We start from the raw sequence: 19,882 nt of genomic DNA, 5'->3' as shown, positions 1-19,882 counted from the left end.
ATGCCTGCTGAGTTCGACGCACCGACGCAAAAATGGCTGACCGTCGTCGGCATCGGCGAGGACGGTGTAGCGGGTCTCGGCGACGAGGCCAAGCGCGCGATATCAGGCGCTGCCCACGTCTTCGGCGGCAAGCGCCATCTGACGCTCGCCGTCGAACTGATCCGCGGCGCAGCACGGCCTTGGCCGACGCCCTTCGACAGCGAAATGCGCGATGTCGTTGCCCTGCGCGGCCAAAAAATCTGCGTGCTGGCCTCGGGTGATCCGTTCCTCCATGGCGTCGGCGTCACGCTCTCGCGTGTCGTGCCATCAACCGAGATGCGTGTCTTGCCCGCCCCGTCGGCCTTCTCGCTGGCGGCGTCGCGGCTTGGCTGGGCCCTGCAGGACATCGAGACGGTGTCGCTTCATGGCCACGCTATCGACCTGATCCGACCGCTGCTGCAACCGAGCGGGCGCGTCATCGCGCTGACCTCCGACGGCGAAGCGCCCGCACAGATCGCAGCACTCATCGCCGACAGCGGCTTCGGCGCATCGCGCCTGACAGTGCTCGAAGCGCTGGGCGGTGAAAATGAGCGCATCCGTGTCACGACCGCTGGTGGCTTCGATCTCGAAAACATCAACCCGCTCAACGTCCTGGCGCTGGAGCTTGAATCAAGTCCGCAGGCACGAACCCTGCCGTTGGCCTCGGGCCTTGCAGACGATCTGTTCGAGCATGACGGCCAGATCACCAAGCGCGAGATCCGCGCCGTGACGCTGTCGACCCTCGCGCCCCGCCGTGGCGAGCTTCTGTGGGACATCGGCGCCGGCTCCGGCTCGATATCCGTCGAATGGATGCTCTGCCACCCCTCGCTGCGCGCCATCGCCATCGAGCACAATGCCGAGCGCGCCGACCGCATCGAGCGCAACGCCAGTGCCTGCGGCGTGCCGGGCCTGAAGGTTGTCCGGGGTGCTGCACCGGACGCCTTGACCCGCCTGCCGACGCCTGACGTCATCTTCATCGGCGGCGGCGGTTCGGATGCAGGCGTCTTCGATACGGCCATCGCAGCCCTTCGTTCCGGCGGCCGCCTCGTCGCCAACGCCGTCACGCTCGAAATGGAAACGCTGCTGCTCGCCCGCCATGCCGCGCTCGGCGGTGAGCTTCTGCGCCTTCAAGTCTCCCGCGCCGCCCCTGTTGGCACGATGACCGGCTGGCGGCCGGCGATGCCGGTCACGCAGTGGAGCTGGGTCAAGCCATGATGGTCGCAGGCATCGGCTGCCGCAAAGGCGCGGCGCACGAAGACATCCTTTCGGCGATCGAAACCGCGCTCGAAGCGCATGGCCTCGCGGTTACAGCACTGACTGCGCTCGCCACCGCAACACTGAAGCGCGACGAACTGGGCATTTTGGCCGCCGCCCGGCGGCTCGACCTTCCTCTGCTTGTCATCGACGACGCGGCGCTCGGCTCCGCGGCGCCACGTACGCTCAGCCATTCGCAGGCCTCGCAGCAGGCCGCAGGCACGCCGTCCGTTTCGGAAGCGTCAGCCCTCGCCGCCGCCGGTGAAGGCTCGAGCCTGCTCGGCCCGCGCATAATCGTCGGCCCCGCCACCTGCGCCATCGCTACCTCTGGAGCCCCTGCTTGACCGTCCATTTCATCGGCGCCGGCCCGGGCGCGGCAGACCTCATCACCGTGCGCGGCAGCCGCCTGCTCGGCTCCTGCCCGGTCTGCCTCTATGCCGGCTCCATCGTCTCGCCGGAGCTTTTGACTTATTGCCCCGCCGAAGCGCGGCTGGTCGACACCGCGCCGATGTCGCTCGACGAGATCGAGGCCGAATATGTCGCCGCCCACAAGGCGGGCCATGACGTGGCGCGCCTGCATTCGGGCGATCTTTCGGTATGGAGCGCAGTCGCCGAGCAGATCCGCCGGCTGGACAGAAACGGTATCCCCTACACGCTCACCCCCGGCGTTCCCTCCTTCGCCGCGGCCGCGGCAGCGCTGAAGCGCGAGCTGACCATCCCGGAAATCGCCCAGAGTCTGGTGCTGACCCGCACGTCCGGCCGCGCCTCGAAGATGCCGCCTGGCGAAACCCTCTCGGGCTTTGCTCGCACCGGCGCGACGCTGGCCGTCCATCTGTCCATCCACGCCATCGACCAGGTCGTGACGGAGCTGACACCACATTACGGTCCGGATTGCCCGGTCGCGGTCGTCTTCCGCGCCTCCTGGCCGGACGAGCGCATCGTCAGGGGCACACTGTCGACGATTGCGGCCGAACTGGCCAAGGACCCGATCGAGCGCACCGCCATCATCTTCGTCGGCCAGTCGCTGGCGGCGGAGGACTTTCGCGAAAGCTCGCTCTACGACGCCTATTATCAGCGCCGCTTCAGGGGCCGCGACGGGCTATGAGAGGCGGCGAAGGGCGCATGCCCCATCAGTTCACCCTCACGGTTGAAGACCAGGATCTCGACGGCGATATCGGGATTGTCGAATACCGCCGCTGCCGTGCGCCAGGCAGCGCTTGCCACCGCGTCACCGATGGCGATGCCCGCCTTATTGGCCTCGATGAAGGCTTCCGCGACGGTGTTGGCACCTTTGATGCGAGCCTCGAGCGCGGCGTCCCCCCCGGCCTCGACAGCGACCGCAGCCAACCCGTCGAGATCGGCCGAGCCACGGCTCGAATGCAGGTCGAGCAGACCTTGCGCCAGCTTGGTCATCTTGGCGACGCCCCCGGCAATGGTGACCTTCGGCACCGGATGGGCGCGGACGTATTTCAGCATGCCGCCGACGAAGTCACCCATGTCGATCAGTTGCACCTCGTGCAGGCCATGGAATTTCTGGACCGCAATCTCGGAGGCGTTGCCGGTGGAGCCCGCGACATGCTCGAAGCCCATGGCGCGCGCCACGTCGACGCCACGATGGATGGAATGGATCCAGGCCGAGCAGGAATAGGGAATGACGATCCCCGTCGTTCCCAGGATCGAGATGCCGCCGAGGATGCCGAGACGCGGATTGAGCGTCTTCAGCGCCATCTCCTCGCCGCCGGCGACGGAAATCTCGACCTCGACATCGGCGCCCTCGCCGAGAACTTCAGTCACGACGCCGGCGATCATCTTGCGCGGCACCGGGTTGATCGAGGCTTCTCCCGGCGGGATCGGCAGGCCCGGCCGCGTCACCGTGCCGACGCCCTTGCCCGCCTTGAAGACAATACCGCTGCCGACAGCGCTTGGCCGCACCGTGCTCATCACGAGCGCGCCGTGCGTGACGTCAGGGTCGTCGCCGGCGTCCTTGACGATGCCAGCCATGGCCCAGCCGTCGCCGCGCTCGCTTTTCGCGAGCGCAAAGGCCACGTTCAGGCCGCCCGGCAAGGTGATTTCCACCGGATCGGGAAACTGCCCCGTCTTCAACGCCAGGCACGCCGCCTTGGTGGCGGCGGTGGCGCAGGCGCCGGTGGTCCAGCCGCGCTTGAGCGGACGATCTTCTTCATTCATGACGCGATCTATAGGCTTGCCGAGCCTGTGCGTCATCGGCGAAAGCGACACGCATGACACTCGAAAACGCTATCGCACGTTTGAACTACAAGCAGCGCGTGCTTGAGCCCGGCCAAGTCTGGCTTGCGGGCGCTGGGCCGGGAGACCCGGGCCTGCTGACGCTCGATGTGCTCTCGGCGCTCGCGCAGGCCGATGCGTTGGTGCATGATGCGCTGGTGTCGCCCGAGATCGTCGCGGTTGCCGAGCAGGCCGAAAAGTTCTTCGTCGGCAAGCGCGGCGGCCGGCTGTCGATCCCGCAGGGCGACATCAACGCGCTGCTTGTGAAGCTGGCGCGCGAGGGCCGCAAGGTCGTGCGGCTCAAGGGCGGCCATCCCTTCGTCTTCGGGCGTGGTGCCGAGGAAGCGCTGGTTCTGACCCGCGAGAACATTCCCTGGCGTGTGCTCTCGGGCATCACCTCGGCCTTCGGCGGCCTGTCCTCGGCCGGCATTCCCGCGACCATGCGCGGCGTCAACGGCGCGATCATCCTGGCCACGGGCTTTGCGGCTGTCAGCGACGACCGGCCCGACTGGGCAGCCCTTGCCCGCACTGGCCAGCCCATCGTCATCTATATGGGTCTGACGCACATGCCCGAAACAGTCGCCGAGCTTCTGCGCGGCGGACTGTTGGCGGACACGCCGGCCGCATTCGTCGAGAACGCCTCGACGCCCGAGGAACGCACGATCACCGCGACGCTCGGCACGCTGGTTGCCACCGCCGAGCGCGAAAAGGTAATTTCGCCCGCCCTCATCGTTGTCGGCGGCATCGTTTCGCTGCGCGCTGAACTTTTGGGGCAAAAATGACGGCGCGTGGGCTAATCATCGGCGCGCCGCGCTCCGGCTCGGGCAAGACCAGCGTCACCATCGGCCTGCTGCGCGCACTTGCCCGCCGCGGCCTGCGCGTTCGCGGCGCGAAATCCGGCCCTGATTACATCGATCCCGGCTTCCACAAAGCGGCCACCGGCCTGCCCGGGGTCAATCTCGACAGCTGGGCGATGCCGCCGTCGCTGCTCAACCGCCTCGCAGCGGACGCGGCAAGCGACACCGATCTGGTCATCGTCGAAAGCGCCATGGGTCTGTTTGACGGCATCCCAGCCGAGAAAGGCCGCTCCGGCGCCGCCGCCGACCTGGCCCGGCTCTACGGCCTGCCGGTGCTACTGGTGCTCGACGTTTCAGGCCAGTCGCAGACATCGGCGGCCATCGCCAAGGGTTTTGCCACCTATGACCCCGACGTTCGTATCGCCGGCGTGGTGCTCAACAGGCTCGGCAGTGACCGTCACCGCAAGCTTGCCGGCGACGCCATCGAAGCGCTCGGCCTGCCCGTCGTCGGGGGCATTCTGCGCGACCCGACGCTGTCCATCCCCGAACGCCATCTTGGCTTGGTCCAGGCCGAGGAACACGCCGACCTCTTCGCCCATATCAACAGGCTCGCCGACATGGTCGAGCGATCGCTCGACCTCGACGCCATCATCGAGCTGGCGACACCGCTGGCGCCCACGGCTGGCGACCAATCCTCCGCCTTGCCGCCACCGGGACAGCGCATCGCCCTTGCCCGGGACGCCGCCTTCACCTTCCTCTACCCGCATGTCGCCGCCCACTGGCGCACCAAGGGGGCAGAGCTTGTGCCGTTCTCGCCGCTCGCCGACCAGGCGCCCGACACCACCTGCGATGTCTGCTGGCTGCCGGGCGGCTATCCCGAGCTGCATCCCGGCCGCCTCGCGGCTGCCGCAAACTTCCTTGCGGGCACCCGTCGTTTCGGCGAAACCAAGCCGGTCCATGGCGAGTGCGGCGGGTTCATGGTGCTCGGCCGCTCCATCGAGGACGCCGACGGCGTCACCCACGAAATGCTCGGCCTGCTCGGCCATGCCACCAGCTTCGCCAGGCGCAAGATGAACCTCGGTTACCGCCAGGCACGGCTTGCGGCTCCCTGCCCGCTTGGAGCCGAAGGCAGCGTCATCCGTGGCCACGAGTTCCACTACGCCCAGACCATCGAGCGTGGCGACGACACGCCGCTGGGCGAGATATCAGATGGCCAGGGCAATCCGCTCGGCAGCTTCGGCGGCCGACGCGGCCATGTCACCGGCACCTTCTTCCACGCCATTGCGAAGGGCTGAGCGATGAATGCGTCGAGCCGCATCTTCGACGACATACGCCTCGGCCTCGTCTTTTTCACGCGCCTGCCGCTGCCGCATTTCGAGGTCAAGGACCGGTCGCTCGCCGACGCCATCTGGACGGCGCCGCTGGTCGGGCTGGTCGTCGCCGTCATCGCTTGGCTGGCTTACGCCGTCGCCGCTTTGCTCGGCCTCGCGCCCAGCCTCGCTGCGGCCCTCGCCTTGGCGGCCGCTATGCTGGTCACGGGTTGCCTGCATGAGGACGGCCTGTCGGATACCGCCGACGGTTTCGGCGGCGGGCGAACGCGTGAGAAAAAACTCGAGATCATGCGCGACAGCCGCATCGGCACCTATGGCGCCTGCGCGCTGGCACTGTCGATCCTCGCGCGCTGGAGCGCGATTGCCGGTCTGGCTTCGCCCGGCCACGTGCTTGTCGGCCTGGTCGTCGCCCACATCGCTTCGCGAGCGCTGATCCCGTCTTTCATGCAGATGTTGCCGCAAGCCCGCCTCGACGGCCTGTCGGCCGGTGTCGGCACCTTGACCGACAGAGTCGTGATCACCGCGCTCGCCATAGGCGCACTGGCTCTGTTGTTGCTCGGGCTCAACGGTGCAGTCGTTGCAGCGCTCTGCCTCGTGTTGCTGTTTGTCGCATTTCGGAAACTCTGCCTCGCCCAGATCGGCGGTCATAGCGGCGACACCATCGGCGCCCTGCAGCAACTTGCCGAGATCACGCTCCTCTTCGCCGCATCCGCCATCCTCGCTTGATTCAGTTCTGGAGTATTCGCAGCCATGGCCTTCAAATCGCTTGATGAATTGCGCGCCGCCTGCCGCGACCTGCCGACAGGCAGCGACGCCGCAGCCGACGCCGTCTCGCGTCGCCAGGACACGTTGACCAAGCCGCGCGGCAGCCTCGGCAAGCTCGAATCCATCGCCGCCTGGCTGGCGCGCTGGCAAGGCCGCGACATGCCCAGGCTCGATCGTGTCAAGGTCATCGTCTTCGCCGGCAATCACGGCGTTACCGCGCAAGGCGTGTCGGCCTACCCCTCGGAGGTTACGGTGCAGATGGTGGCAAATTTCGCCGGTGGCGGGGCTGCCATCAACCAACTCGCCCGCCTTGCCGGCACAGAGCTTTCGGTGATCCCGCTCGACCTCAACCACCCCACCGGCGACTTCACTCAGACCGTGGCGATGAACGAAGCAGAGTTCCTCGCCGCCGTGTCCACGGGCTATGAATCGGTCGACGAGGACCTCGACCTGATCTGCTTCGGCGAAATGGGCATCGGCAACACCACCCCGGCTGCAGCTATCGCCGCGGGCTTGTTCGGCGGCACCGGGCGCGACTGGGCCGGCCGCGGCACCGGCGTCGACGATTCGGGCCTGTCGCGGAAATTTGCCGCCATCGATGCCGGCCTCGCCCGTCACGCAGCCACCCTTGCAGATCCGCTGGCCGTCGCCGCCAATCTCGGCGGCCGCGAACTCGCCGCCATCCTCGGCGCCACGCTCGCCGCAAGACATCGCAACGTTCCGGTGCTGCTCGACGGTTTTGTCGTCACGGCCGCCGCTGCGCCATTGGCGAAACTTCACCCCGAAGGCCTCGCCCACACGCTCTCCGCCCATGTCTCTGCTGAGGCGGGCCATCGCCAGCTTCTCGAAGCGCTGAAGCTCGCACCGCTGCTCGATCTCGGCATGCGCCTTGGCGAAGGCTCCGGCGCTTGCCTGGCCGTCAACATCGTCCGCTCGGCGCTCGAATGCCACGCCCGCATGGCAAGCTTCGCCGAAGCTGGCGTCACCGACAAATAGTCGGCCATTCCCCTGGCAACGGTTCAAAAACTTGGCTTCGAAAAACGATTTCTTCGATTGAGCAAAAGATAGAAGAAAATTCTTACCACGCACGCAGAGGCAACCGGCCTCTGCCTCCTCCTGGCACAGCCTCCCGACTATCTTGCGGCCTACTTCAGCAATTTGCCGCTTGTCTCAGGAGAATGCCCCATGAAACGTTTCCTTCTCGTCGGTGCAGCGCTGGCCGCGATCCTCGCCGGCCCGCTGCAGGCTTCCGCCGCCGACAAGCTGCTCAACGCCTCTTACGACGTCGCCCGTGAGCTGTTCGCCGCCGAGAACGCTGCGTTCATCGCAAAGAATGCAGGCATCACCGTCGACCAGTCACATGCCGGCACCTCCAAGCAGGCGCGCGCCATCGTCGAGGGTCTTGAAGCCGACGTCGTCACCTTCAACCAGGTCACCGACATCGAGTTCCTGGTCAAGAACGGCTTCGTTTCCGACGACTGGAAGCAGGATTTCGCCAACCAGGCCTCACCCTTCTATTCGCTACCGTCCTTCCTCGTCCGCGCCGGCAACCCCAAGGGCATCAAGGACTGGTCCGATCTCGTCCGCGACGACGTCAAGGTGATCTTCCCCAACCCCAAGACCTCTGGCAATGCGCGCTACACCTATCTCGCGGCAACCGCCTACGCCAAGGAAGCCTTCAAGGGCGACGAGGCCAAGGTGAAGGAGTTCGTGACAAAACTGTTCGACAACGTACCGGTGTTCGACACCGGCGGCCGCGCCGCCACCACCACCTTCGTCGAGCGCAACATCGGCGACGTTCTGATCACTTTCGAGGCTGAAACCCGCTCGATCGCCAGGGAATACGGCACAGACAAGGTCGAGAGCGTCATCCCCTCGGTCAGCCTGCTCGCCGAATTCCCGGTCGCCATCGTCGACAAGGTGGTCGACAAGCGCGGCTCGCGCGATCTCGCCAAGTCCTATCTCGATTTCCTCTACACACCGGAAGGCCAGCGCATTGCCGCCGAGCACGGCAACCGCGTCCACGAGCCGTCGGTCGCTGCCGAATTCAAGGAACAGTTCCCCGAGGTTCGCCTCGTCACCGTCGAGGACGTCTTCGGCGGCTGGGACAAGGTCCAGAAGGAACATTTCGGTTCGGGCGGCCTGCTCGAAGAGATCTACGGCGAGCGTTGACCGCAAGCCCCCATTGCTGTTGAGAATTGGAAAGCCGGTCGATGCCGGCTTTCCGCATTGACGTATCCAGGAAGGCATTTCAGTGGCGCGCCGCATTCTGCCAGGGTTCCCCCTGGCGCTGGGGATAACCCTCGTCTACGTCTCGATCATCGTCGTGCTGCCGCTCGGCGCGCTGGTCTTCAAGGCGGCCAGCCTCGGTTTCGAGGACTATTGGCGCATCGTCTCCTCGCCGCGCGCCGTCGCCAGTTACCGCGTCACGGCACTTTCGGCACTTGCAGCAACCGTCTTCAACCTCGTCTTCGGCATGGCGCTCGCCTGGGTGCTTGTGCGCTACCGCTTTCCGGGCCGCCGCTTCATCGACGCGCTCGTCGACCTGCCCTTTGCATTGCCGACAGCCGTCGCCGGTATCGCGCTGACCACTCTGTTTGCCGAAAACGGCTGGTTCGGCTCGGCGCTCGCCCAGGCCGGCATCAAGGTCGCCTATACGCCGCTCGGCATCATGGTCGCCATGGCCTTCACCAGCCTGCCCTTCATCGTGCGCACGGTGCAGCCGGTGCTGGAGGACCTGGACCCAGCCCTGGAGGAAGCCGCCCAGACGCTTGGCGGCAGCGACCGCTCGATCTTCCTGCGTGTCATCCTGCCGCTTCTGGCGCCCGCCTTGCTCGCCGGCCTGTCGTTGTCCTTCGCCCGCAGCCTCGGCGAGTTCGGCGCCATCATCTTCATTGCCGGCAACCAGCCGATGTCCACCGAGATCACCGCACTGCTCGCCTTCATCCGGCTCGAGGAATACGACTACCAGGCTGCGGCAGCCATAGCCTCGGTGCTGCTCATCGCCGCCTTCCTGATGCTGGCCGTCACCAACATCCTGCAGGCACGCGCCCTGCGCTACACGGCGAGGGGCTGAGATGAGCGCTCATGTCAATGGCCGCCCGCCCCGCGTCGGCGACGCTCCAGCCTTCCGCCGTGCCCTAATCGGCATCGTGTTGTCGCTGGTGGCCATCGTCATCATCGCGCCATTGGCCATCATCGGCTACCAGGCCTTTTCGCAGGGACTGCAGGTCTACGCCGCGGCGATCGCCCATCCCGATACGCTGCACGCCATCGGGCTGACGGTGATCACCGCGCTCATCGCCGTGCCGATCAACACAGCCTTCGGCGTCGCTGCCGCCTGGGCGATCACAAAATTCGACTTCTGGGGCCGCCGCTTCCTGCTCGTCGTCATCGAGATCCCGTTCTCGATCTCGCCCATCGTCGCCGGCGTCGCCTATCTCTTCGTCTACGGACTGCAGGGCCTGTTCGGCCCGGCGCTTGAATCGGCCGACATCAAGATCCTGTTCGCCCTGCCCGGCATCGTGCTCGCCTCGATGTTCGTCACCGCGCCCTTCGTTGCCCGCGAACTGATCCCGCTGATGCAGGCACAGGGACGCGACCTCGAGGAGGCCGCCACCTCACTCGGCGCTTCGGGCTGGCGCACCTTCTTCTCGGTCACTCTGCCCAACATCCGCTGGGCGCTGCTCTACGGCGTGGTGCTGTGCAATGCACGCGTCATGGGCGAATTCGGTGCTGTCTCGGTCGTCTCGGGCAACATCCGCGGTCAGACCAACACACTGCCGCTGCACATCGAACTGCTCTACCACGACTACCAGACCGCCGGCGCCTTTGCCGCCGCCTCCATTCTCGCCCTGCTCGCCGTCGTCACGCTGGTGGCGAAGGTCCTGCTTGAACGCCAGGGTGCCGGGCGCGCGCGCCGCAGCCCGGCTCTCGCCGCACCACGTGCCGCCCCCAAAACCGCTTCCGCTGAGGTTTCGTCATGAAAATCCGCCTCGACAATGTCATGAAGACCTTCGAGACCTTCCGTGCCGTCCATGGCGTGTCGCTGGAGATCGAAAGCGGCGAACTGGTAGCCCTGCTCGGGCCGTCCGGCTCGGGCAAGACCACCATCCTGCGCATGGTCGCCGGCCTCGAATATGCCGATGCCGGCCACATCTATTTCGGCGCGGAAGATGCCACAGACATTCCGGTGCGCGACCGCGGCGTCGGTTTCGTCTTCCAGCATTACGCGCTGTTCCCTCACATGACGGTGGCCGAAAACATCGCTTTCGGCATGAAGGTATCGAAGGTCCGCCGCGACAAGGCTGCCATCGACACTCGCGTCATCGAACTTTTGCGCCTCGTCCAGCTCGACGGCCTGGGCCAGCGCTTCCCCGGCCAGATCTCCGGCGGCCAGCGCCAGCGCGTCGCCCTTGCCCGCGCGCTCGCCGTCGACCCCAAGGTGCTGCTGCTCGACGAGCCGTTCGGCGCACTCGATGCCAATGTCCGCCGCGACCTGCGCCGCTGGCTGCGCGAGATCCACCAGGAGCTCGGCATCACCACGCTGTTCGTCACTCACGACCAGGAAGAGGCGCTCGATCTCGCCGACCGCGTCGTCATCCTCGACAAGGGCCGTATCATCCAGCAAGGCACGCCCGAAGAGGTCTGCCGCAACCCGGCATCGGCCTTCGTCATGAACTTCCTGGGCGACACCAATCGCTTCTCCGCTGCGGTCTCCGGCGGCGTCGCCCGCCTTGGCGACGCTAAAATTCCTGCCCCTGGTTTTGCCGACGGGCCGGTTGAGATCTTCCTGCGCCCCAGCGATCTCGGCTGGAGCCAGTCGGGCGAAGGCATCGCGGCAACCGTCGCCCGTGTCATCGACAGGCCGGCCGGACGGCGCATCCTGGCGCTGACGGCAACAGGCGAAGCGGTGGAGCTCGACGTCAGCCCGGAGACGATGGTCAGTGCCCAGCAGAAGGGCGTGATCACCATCGAACGGGCCAAGGTCTACGCCGCAGCCTGATTCTGGCCCAAAACACGCGAAACTTACGGAAAATCAACGCGTTTCGGCTTGTATATCAAGTCGCTGGAATTTATCTATGAGGAGAGCCGGAATGCGATGGGGACGAATCGTTATCCTCGGCATGCAACCTCATGCTGCGACAGGCAGCGGAAGCCGATGACACGCGTTCGCCATGCTGACTAAAAAAGGCAAATACGGGCTCAAGGCCCTCGTCCATCTGTCCCAACTCCCCGCAGGCCAGCTCGCCTTCGTCGGCGACATTGCCACCGCCAACAAGATCCCGAAAAAGTTCCTCGACGCCATCCTGGGCGAGCTGCGCAATGCCGGCTTCGTCCAGAGCCGCAAGGGCAAGGACGGCGGCTACCGGCTCGCCAAGCCGGCGTCGGAGATCAAGATCGGCCATGTCGTGCGCGTGCTCGACGGGCCCTTGGCGCCCATCCCCTGCGCCAGCCGCACCCAGTACCAGCCTTGCGACGACTGCGACGAGGCGACCTGCCAGATCAGGCACATGATGCTCGAAGTACGCCAGGCCATTGCCGGCGTGCTCGACAACCGCAGCCTCGCGCAGGTCCGGGATGCCGCCAATGACGACATCCTGGCTGAGGCTATGCATCACGCCTGAGGCGTGATGCATACGACTTCACACGACCTGGCGAAGCACCACCTTCTGGTTCCGTCGCTGCGCGACCGTCGGCTCATGCCGCCTGAATGCCTTGCGCACCACGGCGATCACCTCGCGTCCGAACGCTGCGATCGCGTCGGCATCGTCCAAGCCGTGAACGATGAAGTCGGTGACGCCGAGTTCGACGAAGCCGGCCAGCGCAGCGACGGCCCTTTCCGATGCACCGCCGAGTTGCCAGGCCTGTTCGCCTTCTCCAACAAGCACCGGCAGAGAAAAGCGGATGCGCTGCGTCCGGCCGAATGGCTCCGCTGCCGCCTTGACGCGTTCGATCAGCCGTCGCGTATCGTCGAAGCTGCCGACCGGCAGCTCGAACTGGTTGGCGTGCCGGCCGGCGATCTTGAGCGCAGTGCCCGACAATCCGCCGAGTTGCAGCGAAATATCGGCGCCGTCGGCGGCTTTCATCGGCACGAAACCGCCATGGATGCGATAGAACAGACCCTCATGCTCGAAGGGTTGTGCATTGCTCCAGAGCCGCTTGAGCAGCGTCAGGTACTCGTCCGTCCGCCCCAGCGTGGCGACCAGACCGCTATCGTCGTTCGTCTCGCGCAGGTCGCGGCTCGGCGGCACGCGTAGCGCCAGTCGGCCAGCGCCAAGCTGATCGAGAGCCGCGAATTGCCGTGCTGCCACCACAGGCGCGACAATGCCCGGCCAGTGGGACACCAGGACGCCGATCGATTGCGTGCTGCGCAACGTCAGCGACGCCAGATCCATGTTGGCGAGCAGCCCGCCGGCATCGTCGATCAACACGCGGCTGAAGCTCGCCTTTTCAAGCTGCCGCAGCCGCTGTACGGCCAGTGCCGTGTCGGAAAAGAAGGAAGTGTGAAGTTCGTCCTTGTCGGCAACGCCGCCCGGGCAATGGGTGAAGTCGATCTGCATTGCAAACTCCTTCATCTTGTCAGGAACAGTCTTTGGCGCCGCCCGCGCCGGTTCACGCGCTACTCGGGAAAACCTTCATCATCTGGGTTGAAAGGAAATGGCACCGCCTGCGGGCGCCCATTTGGGAAAGGCCTAGTGGACCAGGCCGACCACAACGGCCGCGGTGAAGCCGAACGAAACCGCAAAGACGAGGTAGGAACCGAACCTGGCGAATGCTGCAGGTCGTACGGTCGAAGCCGCAGCCTGCGCAATGCGGCCGTTCGAGAGATACTGGGTCTGTGCCATCGCAATCTCCATCATGCCCTTAGTCTATAAAACTAATAGACTTTGTCGATTGCTAATTTTGGCAAGATTGTGGAACGGCTTTGCCGACATCTCCGCCGGAGAGAGCATATTTTCCCCCTCGGAGTTCTCCGGACCGGCAATAGAAGGAGCCCGAGGACATCGATCCTTCGGGGAAAAACAAACAATTACAATTGGATAGAAGCGCCGCGCCGTTGCCTGCGCGCCCGAATGGGCCGCACGACTCCTGCAAAAAAGAATGTCCCGAGGGCGCATCAGCACCCTCAGGACATCGTATTCAAGATAGCCGGCTCAGTAATAACCGCGCGGGCACGCTGCGAGATAGGTGCGGCCATAACGGTCGCGATAGCGGCAACGATTCGGCTCATTCGCCCGGCCGATCAGGGCACCGGCGACGGCACCCACGGCACCGCCGACAAGCGCGCCTTCCGCGCGATTTCCGGGTGCGGCGACGGCACTGCCGATCGCCGCGCCACCGAGACCGCCGATCGCGGCACCCTGTTCCGTCTGCGAGCATGCCGCCAGCGTCACCAGCAGTGCCAGACACGAGAGCAGTTTCTTCATCAACATCACTCCGAAAAAGGTTTAAACGCCCGTCCGAATCTAACAATGCGCAACGAGCAGAATCGATCCATCGCCTTCTGGACGGCGGATCGCTCGAATCCCTTCAACTCCTGAGATGCACACGCAGTGCGGCAGCAATCGGGCGACGTAGCCAACCACCTGAGGCAAGACCCCAAGGCCTCGACGTCGGCCTGTTCCGGTTCATCGAACCTGCCGACCTAGGCAGCCTTGCTCTTCCGACCGGCCTGCGACGGACGGCGAACCTTTCTTTTGGCAGCCTTGAGGGGAACTGCGGGCGCATCGGTCAATGCGCCGATTGCGGCACCGGTCATGCTGAAGGCCGCGAAATCGGCATTCAGGTCGCCTGCGAGTTTCCCGGCATCCCCAGCGGCGGTGTCGGTCCACAAGACGACGCCCACCCTGAGCGATGGCCTGGCGCGCTTCAGGCGTCGCACCAGGAAACGGCCGTGGTTCAGGGAATCGGCATTCAGGAACCCCACCACGGCTGTCTGGACGCCCTCCAGTGGCAGGCTCCTGATGCTGGACGGCTCCACGTCGGCGTGGCTCGCCGTCGAGGCAGTTGCTCCCTGCACCGTCAGCACCTGCGCCAGCATCGCCGCGGCCGCATTGTCGAGGTCGCCACGACCGCCAATGCACAAAACCGTCTTGCCGGCTCCATCCGGCAGTTCCTCCTCCTGCGCGTCATCGTCCTGCGCAGCGTCTTCGGTCGCGTCGTCCTCTTCATCGGCCTCTTCGTCGGCGATCTCGTTCAAATTGGCCACCAGCGTCACGGCACTTGCCGCAACCCGTGTCCGCTGTTCGTCGGTCAGGGCACCTCGCGCCCGGTCCAGTTCGCCCAGCAGCAAAGCGGGGATTGCCACTTTGCCGTAGAAGTCGACCAGATATTCGGACTCCAGCATCTCCTCGGCGTGGTCAGTCGCCTCGTCCGGGTCCCCCGCCAGCAGGCGCTGGTACAGCCGCTCCTTGGGATCGAGCACCGGTTCGTTGCCGAACAGCACCTCCAGGAACTCGAACTGCGGCACATGTTTGCCGAGCACCACAAGGCACACCGTCAGCGGCGTCGACAGTACCAGGCCCACCGGCCCCCACAGCCAGGTCCAGAAGATCGCGGCAACGATGATGGCGAGCGGCGAGAGTCCGGTCCGCGAGCCGTACAGCCAAGGCTCGATGACGTTGTTGATGACGAGTTCCATGGCGATGAACAGCGCTGCCGCCCACAGCACCAGCGACCAGCCGGGCGCCACGGCGAGCGCCAGGAACAACGGCAGGATCATCGCGATTGCCGGGCCGATATAGGGCACGAAGCGCAGCACGATGGCCAACAGACCCCACAGGATCGCGTTCGGTATGCCCAGCAGCCACAGGCCCATGCCGATGGGGACGCCATAGGCGACATTCACCACCAGTTGCATCAACAGGTACTGCCCCACCCTTCGGCCGGCATCCTGCAGTGCTTCGGTCGTTCGGTGCAGGTCGCCATAGCCGACAAGGCGGATGAACCGGTCGCGCAGGTCCTCGCGCTCCAGAAGCATGAAGATGACGACCACGATGACCAGGCCAGCCGTGGCGAGCGGCCCGATCAGCGGTCCGATCAGGTTCTTCAGCGTCTCGATCGGCCTCTGCGGCGTGAAGATCTCGACCAGCAGCGGGTCCGGCCGCGACGGCTGCGCCGCTGGCACTGTCACCGATTCCGGCTTGTCGAGTTCCTGGCCGACGCGCTCGATGACGCCGCTCAGCCTGTCGATGATCCCGCCCCCGCTGCCGCTTTCCTTGAGCGAGCGCACCTTTTCCAGGATGTTGGCCTGATAGGTCGGAACGTTCCGGGCAACCTCGCCGACCTGGGAAACCACCACGAAGCTGAACACGGCGACCAGCCCGAACGCGGCCAGGACGCAGGCGATCACCGAGACCAGCCTGGGAACGCCGATCCGCCTCAGCCAGGCGACGATCGGCGCCAAGGCGAATGTCAGCAGCACGGCGATCGCCAGCGGCAGGAACACGTCGCGGGCAAAGTAGAGGATTGCGACCACGGCTGCGGTGGCGGCAAAGGTCGGCAGGGCCGTCCGGGAATTGGGCTGCAGCGAAACCTGGTTTCGGGAACTCAGGCCTCGGCCCTTCGGAATTGCCTCGACCACCTGCGATCTCCTTGGCCCTGAGTTGCCGCGTACCGACGACGCGCACCCCATAGTCGCGGAAGAGCGGCGGCTTTTGCAATGGGCAGCAAACCTATCCTTGGAGGTTCGCCCTTATCAGAGGCGCAGATACCCCTTAGTCGGAGGCCTCGCCGCAACAGCCAAACCGTGCGTCAGGCCGGTTTAGGCGAAAAGATCGACCAGTTCATCCTTTTGGTCAGCTGCTCCAGGGCGATCGAGCCAAGCATCGAATTGCCGCGTGCATTCAATCCCGGCGACCAGACAGCAATCGACGCCACGCCGGGTACGATCGCCAATATGCCGCCGCCGACGCCGCTCTTGCCCGGAATGCCGACGCGGAAGGCGAATTCGCCAGAACCGTCATAATGGCCGCAGGTCAGCATCAGGGCATTGATGCGCTTGGCGCGTTCGCTCGAAATGACCGTGTGCCCCGACGAGGGAATGCGGCCGGCATTTGCCAGGAAACGGCCGGCATTCGCCAGTTGCTGGCAACTCATCGCGATGGCGCAATGGTGAAAATAGACACCCAGGGTCAATTCCGGCGCATGATTGAGGTTGCCAAAACCCTTGAGGTAGTTTGCCAGGGCAAAATTGCGGTAACCGGTGGCCCGCTCGGAACTGGCGACATCGCCATCGACCACGATCGAATCGTCGTCGGCAAGCGAGCGTACGAAACTCACGATCTCGCCGATCGCCTCGCGCGGCTGATGCCCGGCCAGGAGCACGTCGGATACGACGATTGCCCCGGCATTTATGAACGGGTTGCGCGGAATGCCCTCCTCCCGCTCCAACTGGACGATGGAGTTGAAGGGCGTGCCGGAGGGCTCCCTTCCGACGCGCTTCCACAAGGTGTCGCCGACACGCCCCAGGGCCAGCGCCAGCGTGAATACCTTGGAAATGCTCTGGACAGAGAAAGGCTCGTCGGCGGCGCCCGCCGCCAACACTTCGCCGTCGGTCAAGGTGACGGCTATGCCGAACTTGTTCGGATCGACCTTGCCGAGTTGCGGAATGTAGGATGCGACCTCGCCGCGGTCCGGATGTCCGGCCATCTCCGCGACGATCTCGTCGAGGACCTCTCTCAAACTAGGCATCTTTTATCCCGAAATCTTCCCGGCCCGAATCGCGCTCGTGTTCGACAATCGGCGCTCCGCGAAAGCAAGACAAGCTTGCCGGCGCCAGCGGACAAGGCTGGAATTGCGTTTACGGCATTCGGGAAAGAAACAGCCTCTTGCCGGGAACCGGCATAAGGATTTCGTCTCGTCTTGCATGAAGAATTCAGCGGAAGTCTTTGAGAAAACTTGGTGGGTGCGACAGGGATCGAACCTGTGACCCGCTGATTAAGAGTCAGCTGCTCTACCAACTGAGCTACGCACCCACACGACCGGTAAACCGACCGTGGCCGGCATATAGCCAAGCCCTTTTGCGCTGTCCACCCCACCAGTCGCTTTTTCTTCAAGTCGGCAAAAATTCCTTCGCTTCAGACCAGAAGAACGCCTTCCGCGGTCCTTACGGCATGCCCGCCGATGCGCGCGGCGACAAGATTTCCACCCGAGACGTCCAGTTCGAGCCTGATTCTCGACGGACGGCCCATTTCGATTCCCTGTTCGATCCAGAATCGCTGCCCGCCGTCGGTCGGCTTGTCGAACAGCATGATCGCTCCGGCAAAGGCCGCCGCAGCCGAACCCGTAGCCGGATCTTCGTAGGACGGGCTCCCCGGCACGATCATTCGGGCATGGAAGGCGCTGGTATGGTCGATCGTCTCGCGGCAGTAGACATAGGCGCTGGCAACCGCGGATTCGCTTTTCTTCGGCGAAAACTCGAACCAGGCCTCGTTGTTGAACCGTACCCTTGATGCTGCCTTGATGTCGGCGACCGGCACGGTGATGTAGGGCACGCCAGCCGACCACAGCGAGACGCGGTGGTTCTCGAAGCCGATTTCATGCGGCCCGAGCCCGAGTGCTGCACCGATCGCCTCGGCATCGGCCGACAGCGGCAGTTGTTGTGGCAGCTTGGGCAGGTCGAACTGGGCGAACAGCCCGCTGCCGACCTTGTCGACGGCGCAACGCACCTGGCCGATGTTCTCTTCGAGCACGAAAATGCCGGCCAGATCGCCGCTCTGCCCGATCTCCGACAGGGCAATGGCCGTACCGACCGTCGGATGCCCGGCAAAGGGCATCTCGTAGTCGGGCGTGAAGATGCGCACCCGCGCCTTGTGCTTGAGATTGTCGGGAGGCAGTACGAACGCCGTTTCCGACAGGTTGAATTGCCGGGCGATCGCCTGCATCGCGGCGGAATCGAGCCCCTTCGAATCGACAACGACCGCCAGCGGATTGCCTGCCAGTCTGTCCTGGGTGAAGACGTCGTAAATAAAATACTTGCGTCCGATCGTCATGTTTGCTCCTTCTGCGCCGGCAACATGAGCGAAATTTAATTTGAATTCCGGGACAACACGGCCGATCTGTGATCCTAGAGCATGACCCCGAACGGTGGGAACCGGTTTCGGAAAGGATCGTGCTCGAGCAACAGGCTCTACGTGGGTTTTCTCGAGCCATCAAAGGGGTCTGGCTTGGACCAGTTGGTAAATCGTCAGGATCAGGCAACCGCGCCATCCATCGAGACGGCACTCGGCCTCGACGGCAAGGGCCGAACCACGCGCCGGCGCAAGGGCTGGCTTTGGCTGATTCTGGCTTTGATTGCCGCCGGCTGCGCCTATGCCGGCTACTCCTGGCTCGGCGCACCTTCCGAGCGCGTCATCTACACCAGCCAGCCGGCTGAGGTCGGCGACATCACCGTTGAGGTCTCGGCGACGGGCAATCTACAGCCCCTGACCCAGGTCGACATCTCGAGCGAGCTTTCAGGCGTCGTCCGTTCGGTCGCCGTCGTCGAGAACCAGCAGGTCAAGAAAGGCGACGTGCTGGCCGCACTCGACACTACCCGGCTTTCCGCCCAGATCGAGCGTGCCCAGGCTTCGGCAAAAGCCGCTGCCGCCAAGGTCGAAGACACCCGCACGACACTGTCGCAGAACACGCAGGCGTTGACCCGGGCGCAGGAACTGACACGGCGCGGCATGGCCACCCCCCAGGCGCTCGAAGCCGCCACCGCCGAGCGCGACCGCGCCCAGAGCGCGCTCGATATGGCAGAGGCCAACCTTGCCATCGCCGAGGCCGACCTCAAGCTGCAGCAGGCCGACCTCGCCAAGAGCAGCATCTATGCCCCCATCGACGGCGTCGTGCTGACGCGCTCGGTCAACCCGGGCCAGACGGTCGCCTCCTCCATGCAGGCACCGGTGCTGTTCGTGCTCGCCGCCGACCTGTCCAAGATGGAGCTCAAGGCGGCCGTAGATGAGGCCGATATCGGCACGGTGGCCAAGGGCCAGCACGCGCGCTTCACAGTCGATGCCTTCCCCGACCGCAGTTTCGACGCTTCGATCCGCGACATCGCCTATGCCTCGGTCACCACCGATGGCGTGGTCACCTACAATGCGTGGCTCGATGTCGGCAACGACGAGTTGTTGCTGCGTCCAGGCATGACCGCCACCGTGTCGATCGTCACGCGCGAGGCCAAGGGTGTACTCACCGTTCCGGCGACCGCATTCCGCTACCGGCCGACCCCGACTGCGCGCAACGCCGGCTTCAGCCTGCAGAACGTGTTCCTGGGCCGGCCTTCGCGCGGGCCGACCGATCGCAGCCGCCCTGCTTCGACGCCTGCCGACGGCTCGCGCACGCTTTATGTGCTCAAGGACGGCGCCCCGGTTGCAGTCAGGGTCAAGACCGGAGCCACTGACGGCGACCGCACGGAGGTCATCTCCGGGCTCAGCGCCGGCGACAAGGTCATCACCGCCTCGACCTCATCCCGGGCGAACTGAGAAC

The 19,882-nt window shown here is 65.0% G+C and carries 20 protein-coding genes and 1 tRNA gene; 13 read left to right on the top strand and 8 right to left on the bottom strand.

The features are described 5' to 3' along the window. The 3 genes from cbiE to cobM are packed head-to-tail and all read left to right on the top strand — an operon-like array spanning position 1 to position 2,377. Complete coding sequence (gene cbiE, locus CO731_RS14490; RefSeq protein WP_108607719.1) at positions 1-1,233, top strand: precorrin-6y C5,15-methyltransferase (decarboxylating) subunit CbiE; 1,233 nt, start codon at positions 1-3, stop codon at positions 1,231-1,233. Next, a complete protein-coding gene (locus tag CO731_RS14485; protein WP_108607718.1) occupies positions 1,230-1,616 on the top strand; it encodes a cobalamin biosynthesis protein in 387 nt (128 codons plus the stop codon). The genes cbiE and CO731_RS14485 overlap by 4 nt, the downstream gene beginning before the upstream one ends. Continuing rightward, positions 1,613-2,377, top strand: a complete 765-nt coding sequence (gene cobM, locus CO731_RS14480) for a precorrin-4 C(11)-methyltransferase (RefSeq protein ID WP_108607717.1) — start codon at positions 1,613-1,615, stop codon at positions 2,375-2,377. Before CO731_RS14485 ends, cobM begins: the two co-directional genes overlap by 4 nt. Here cobM and CO731_RS14475 read toward each other — a convergent pair. Then, the gene (locus tag CO731_RS14475) at positions 2,344-3,459 is read right to left on the bottom strand and encodes a cobalt-precorrin-5B (C(1))-methyltransferase (protein ID WP_245439354.1); all 1,116 of its coding nucleotides are present in this window, start codon (positions 3,457-3,459) and stop codon (positions 2,344-2,346) included. The two genes, cobM and CO731_RS14475, sit on opposite strands and share 34 nt — an antisense overlap. A gap of 53 nt (positions 3,460-3,512) precedes the next feature. On the opposite strand from CO731_RS14475, the gene cobA reads away from it, so the two are divergent. The 9 genes from cobA to CO731_RS14430 all read left to right on the top strand — a co-directional run bounded on the left by cobA (position 3,513) and on the right by CO731_RS14430 (position 12,036). After that, on the top strand, positions 3,513-4,298 hold the full coding sequence (cobA, locus tag CO731_RS14470; protein ID WP_108607716.1) for a uroporphyrinogen-III C-methyltransferase: 786 nt from the start codon (positions 3,513-3,515) through the stop codon (positions 4,296-4,298). Then, positions 4,295-5,608, top strand: a complete 1,314-nt coding sequence (locus CO731_RS14465; RefSeq protein WP_108607715.1) for a cobyrinate a,c-diamide synthase — start codon at positions 4,295-4,297, stop codon at positions 5,606-5,608. Before cobA ends, CO731_RS14465 begins: the two co-directional genes overlap by 4 nt. Positions 5,609-5,611: 3 nt before the next feature. Beyond that, on the top strand, positions 5,612-6,370 hold the full coding sequence (cobS, locus tag CO731_RS14460) for an adenosylcobinamide-GDP ribazoletransferase (protein ID WP_108607714.1): 759 nt from the start codon (positions 5,612-5,614) through the stop codon (positions 6,368-6,370). A gap of 24 nt (positions 6,371-6,394) precedes the next feature. Further along, positions 6,395-7,405 (top strand): nicotinate-nucleotide--dimethylbenzimidazole phosphoribosyltransferase, encoded by a 1,011-nt coding sequence (gene cobT, locus CO731_RS14455; RefSeq protein WP_108607713.1) that lies wholly within the window; start codon positions 6,395-6,397, stop codon positions 7,403-7,405. 189 nt (positions 7,406-7,594) lie between these two features. After that, on the top strand, positions 7,595-8,581 hold the full coding sequence (gene cysP, locus CO731_RS14450) for a thiosulfate ABC transporter substrate-binding protein CysP (RefSeq protein ID WP_108607712.1): 987 nt from the start codon (positions 7,595-7,597) through the stop codon (positions 8,579-8,581). An 82-nt stretch (positions 8,582-8,663) separates the two neighbouring features. Further along, positions 8,664-9,485, top strand: a complete 822-nt coding sequence (gene cysT / locus CO731_RS14445) for a sulfate ABC transporter permease subunit CysT (protein ID WP_108607711.1) — start codon at positions 8,664-8,666, stop codon at positions 9,483-9,485. A 1-nt stretch (position 9,486) separates the two neighbouring features. Continuing rightward, entirely contained in the window at positions 9,487-10,395 is a 909-nt protein-coding gene (gene cysW, locus CO731_RS14440; protein WP_108607710.1) for a sulfate ABC transporter permease subunit CysW, read from the top strand. Next, on the top strand, positions 10,392-11,414 hold the full coding sequence (locus CO731_RS14435) for a sulfate/molybdate ABC transporter ATP-binding protein (protein WP_108607709.1): 1,023 nt from the start codon (positions 10,392-10,394) through the stop codon (positions 11,412-11,414). Before cysW ends, CO731_RS14435 begins: the two co-directional genes overlap by 4 nt. Positions 11,415-11,586: 172 nt before the next feature. Next, positions 11,587-12,036, top strand: coding sequence for an Rrf2 family transcriptional regulator (locus tag CO731_RS14430; protein ID WP_108607708.1), 450 nt, complete (start codon positions 11,587-11,589; stop codon positions 12,034-12,036). 18 nt (positions 12,037-12,054) lie between these two features. On the opposite strand, the gene CO731_RS14425 is transcribed toward CO731_RS14430, so the two are convergent. From CO731_RS14425 to CO731_RS14400, 7 genes are all read right to left on the bottom strand, one after another. Further along, positions 12,055-12,972 (bottom strand): LLM class flavin-dependent oxidoreductase, encoded by a 918-nt coding sequence (locus CO731_RS14425; RefSeq protein ID WP_159091644.1) that lies wholly within the window; start codon positions 12,970-12,972, stop codon positions 12,055-12,057. 132 nt (positions 12,973-13,104) lie between these two features. Continuing rightward, positions 13,105-13,257 (bottom strand): hypothetical protein, encoded by a 153-nt coding sequence (locus CO731_RS29070; protein ID WP_199914468.1) that lies wholly within the window; start codon positions 13,255-13,257, stop codon positions 13,105-13,107. Positions 13,258-13,566: 309 nt separating this feature from the next. Beyond that, entirely contained in the window at positions 13,567-13,839 is a 273-nt protein-coding gene (locus CO731_RS14420) for a glycine zipper domain-containing protein (protein WP_108609844.1), read from the bottom strand. Between the two features lie 218 nt (positions 13,840-14,057). Next, on the bottom strand, positions 14,058-15,995 hold the full coding sequence (locus tag CO731_RS14415) for an AI-2E family transporter (protein ID WP_245439352.1): 1,938 nt from the start codon (positions 15,993-15,995) through the stop codon (positions 14,058-14,060). Between the two features lie 170 nt (positions 15,996-16,165). Next, on the bottom strand, positions 16,166-17,104 hold the full coding sequence (locus CO731_RS14410; RefSeq protein WP_108607705.1) for a glutaminase: 939 nt from the start codon (positions 17,102-17,104) through the stop codon (positions 16,166-16,168). Between the two features lie 208 nt (positions 17,105-17,312). Further along, positions 17,313-17,388, bottom strand: a tRNA-Lys gene (locus CO731_RS14405). A 102-nt stretch (positions 17,389-17,490) separates the two neighbouring features. Further along, on the bottom strand, positions 17,491-18,405 hold the full coding sequence (locus CO731_RS14400; RefSeq protein ID WP_108607704.1) for a PhzF family phenazine biosynthesis protein: 915 nt from the start codon (positions 18,403-18,405) through the stop codon (positions 17,491-17,493). A gap of 174 nt (positions 18,406-18,579) precedes the next feature. Between CO731_RS14400 and CO731_RS14395 the strand changes: the two genes are divergently transcribed. Further along, on the top strand, positions 18,580-19,878 hold the full coding sequence (locus CO731_RS14395; protein ID WP_108607703.1) for an efflux RND transporter periplasmic adaptor subunit: 1,299 nt from the start codon (positions 18,580-18,582) through the stop codon (positions 19,876-19,878). The last annotated feature ends 4 nt before the right edge of the window (positions 19,879-19,882 follow it).

This window comes from Aminobacter sp. MSH1 (assembly GCF_003071665.1).
GTDB lineage: Bacteria > Pseudomonadota > Alphaproteobacteria > Rhizobiales > Rhizobiaceae > Aminobacter > Aminobacter niigataensis.
The sequence above is the reverse complement of the archived record's forward strand: the minus strand, read 5'-3'. Positions and strand labels throughout refer to the sequence as shown.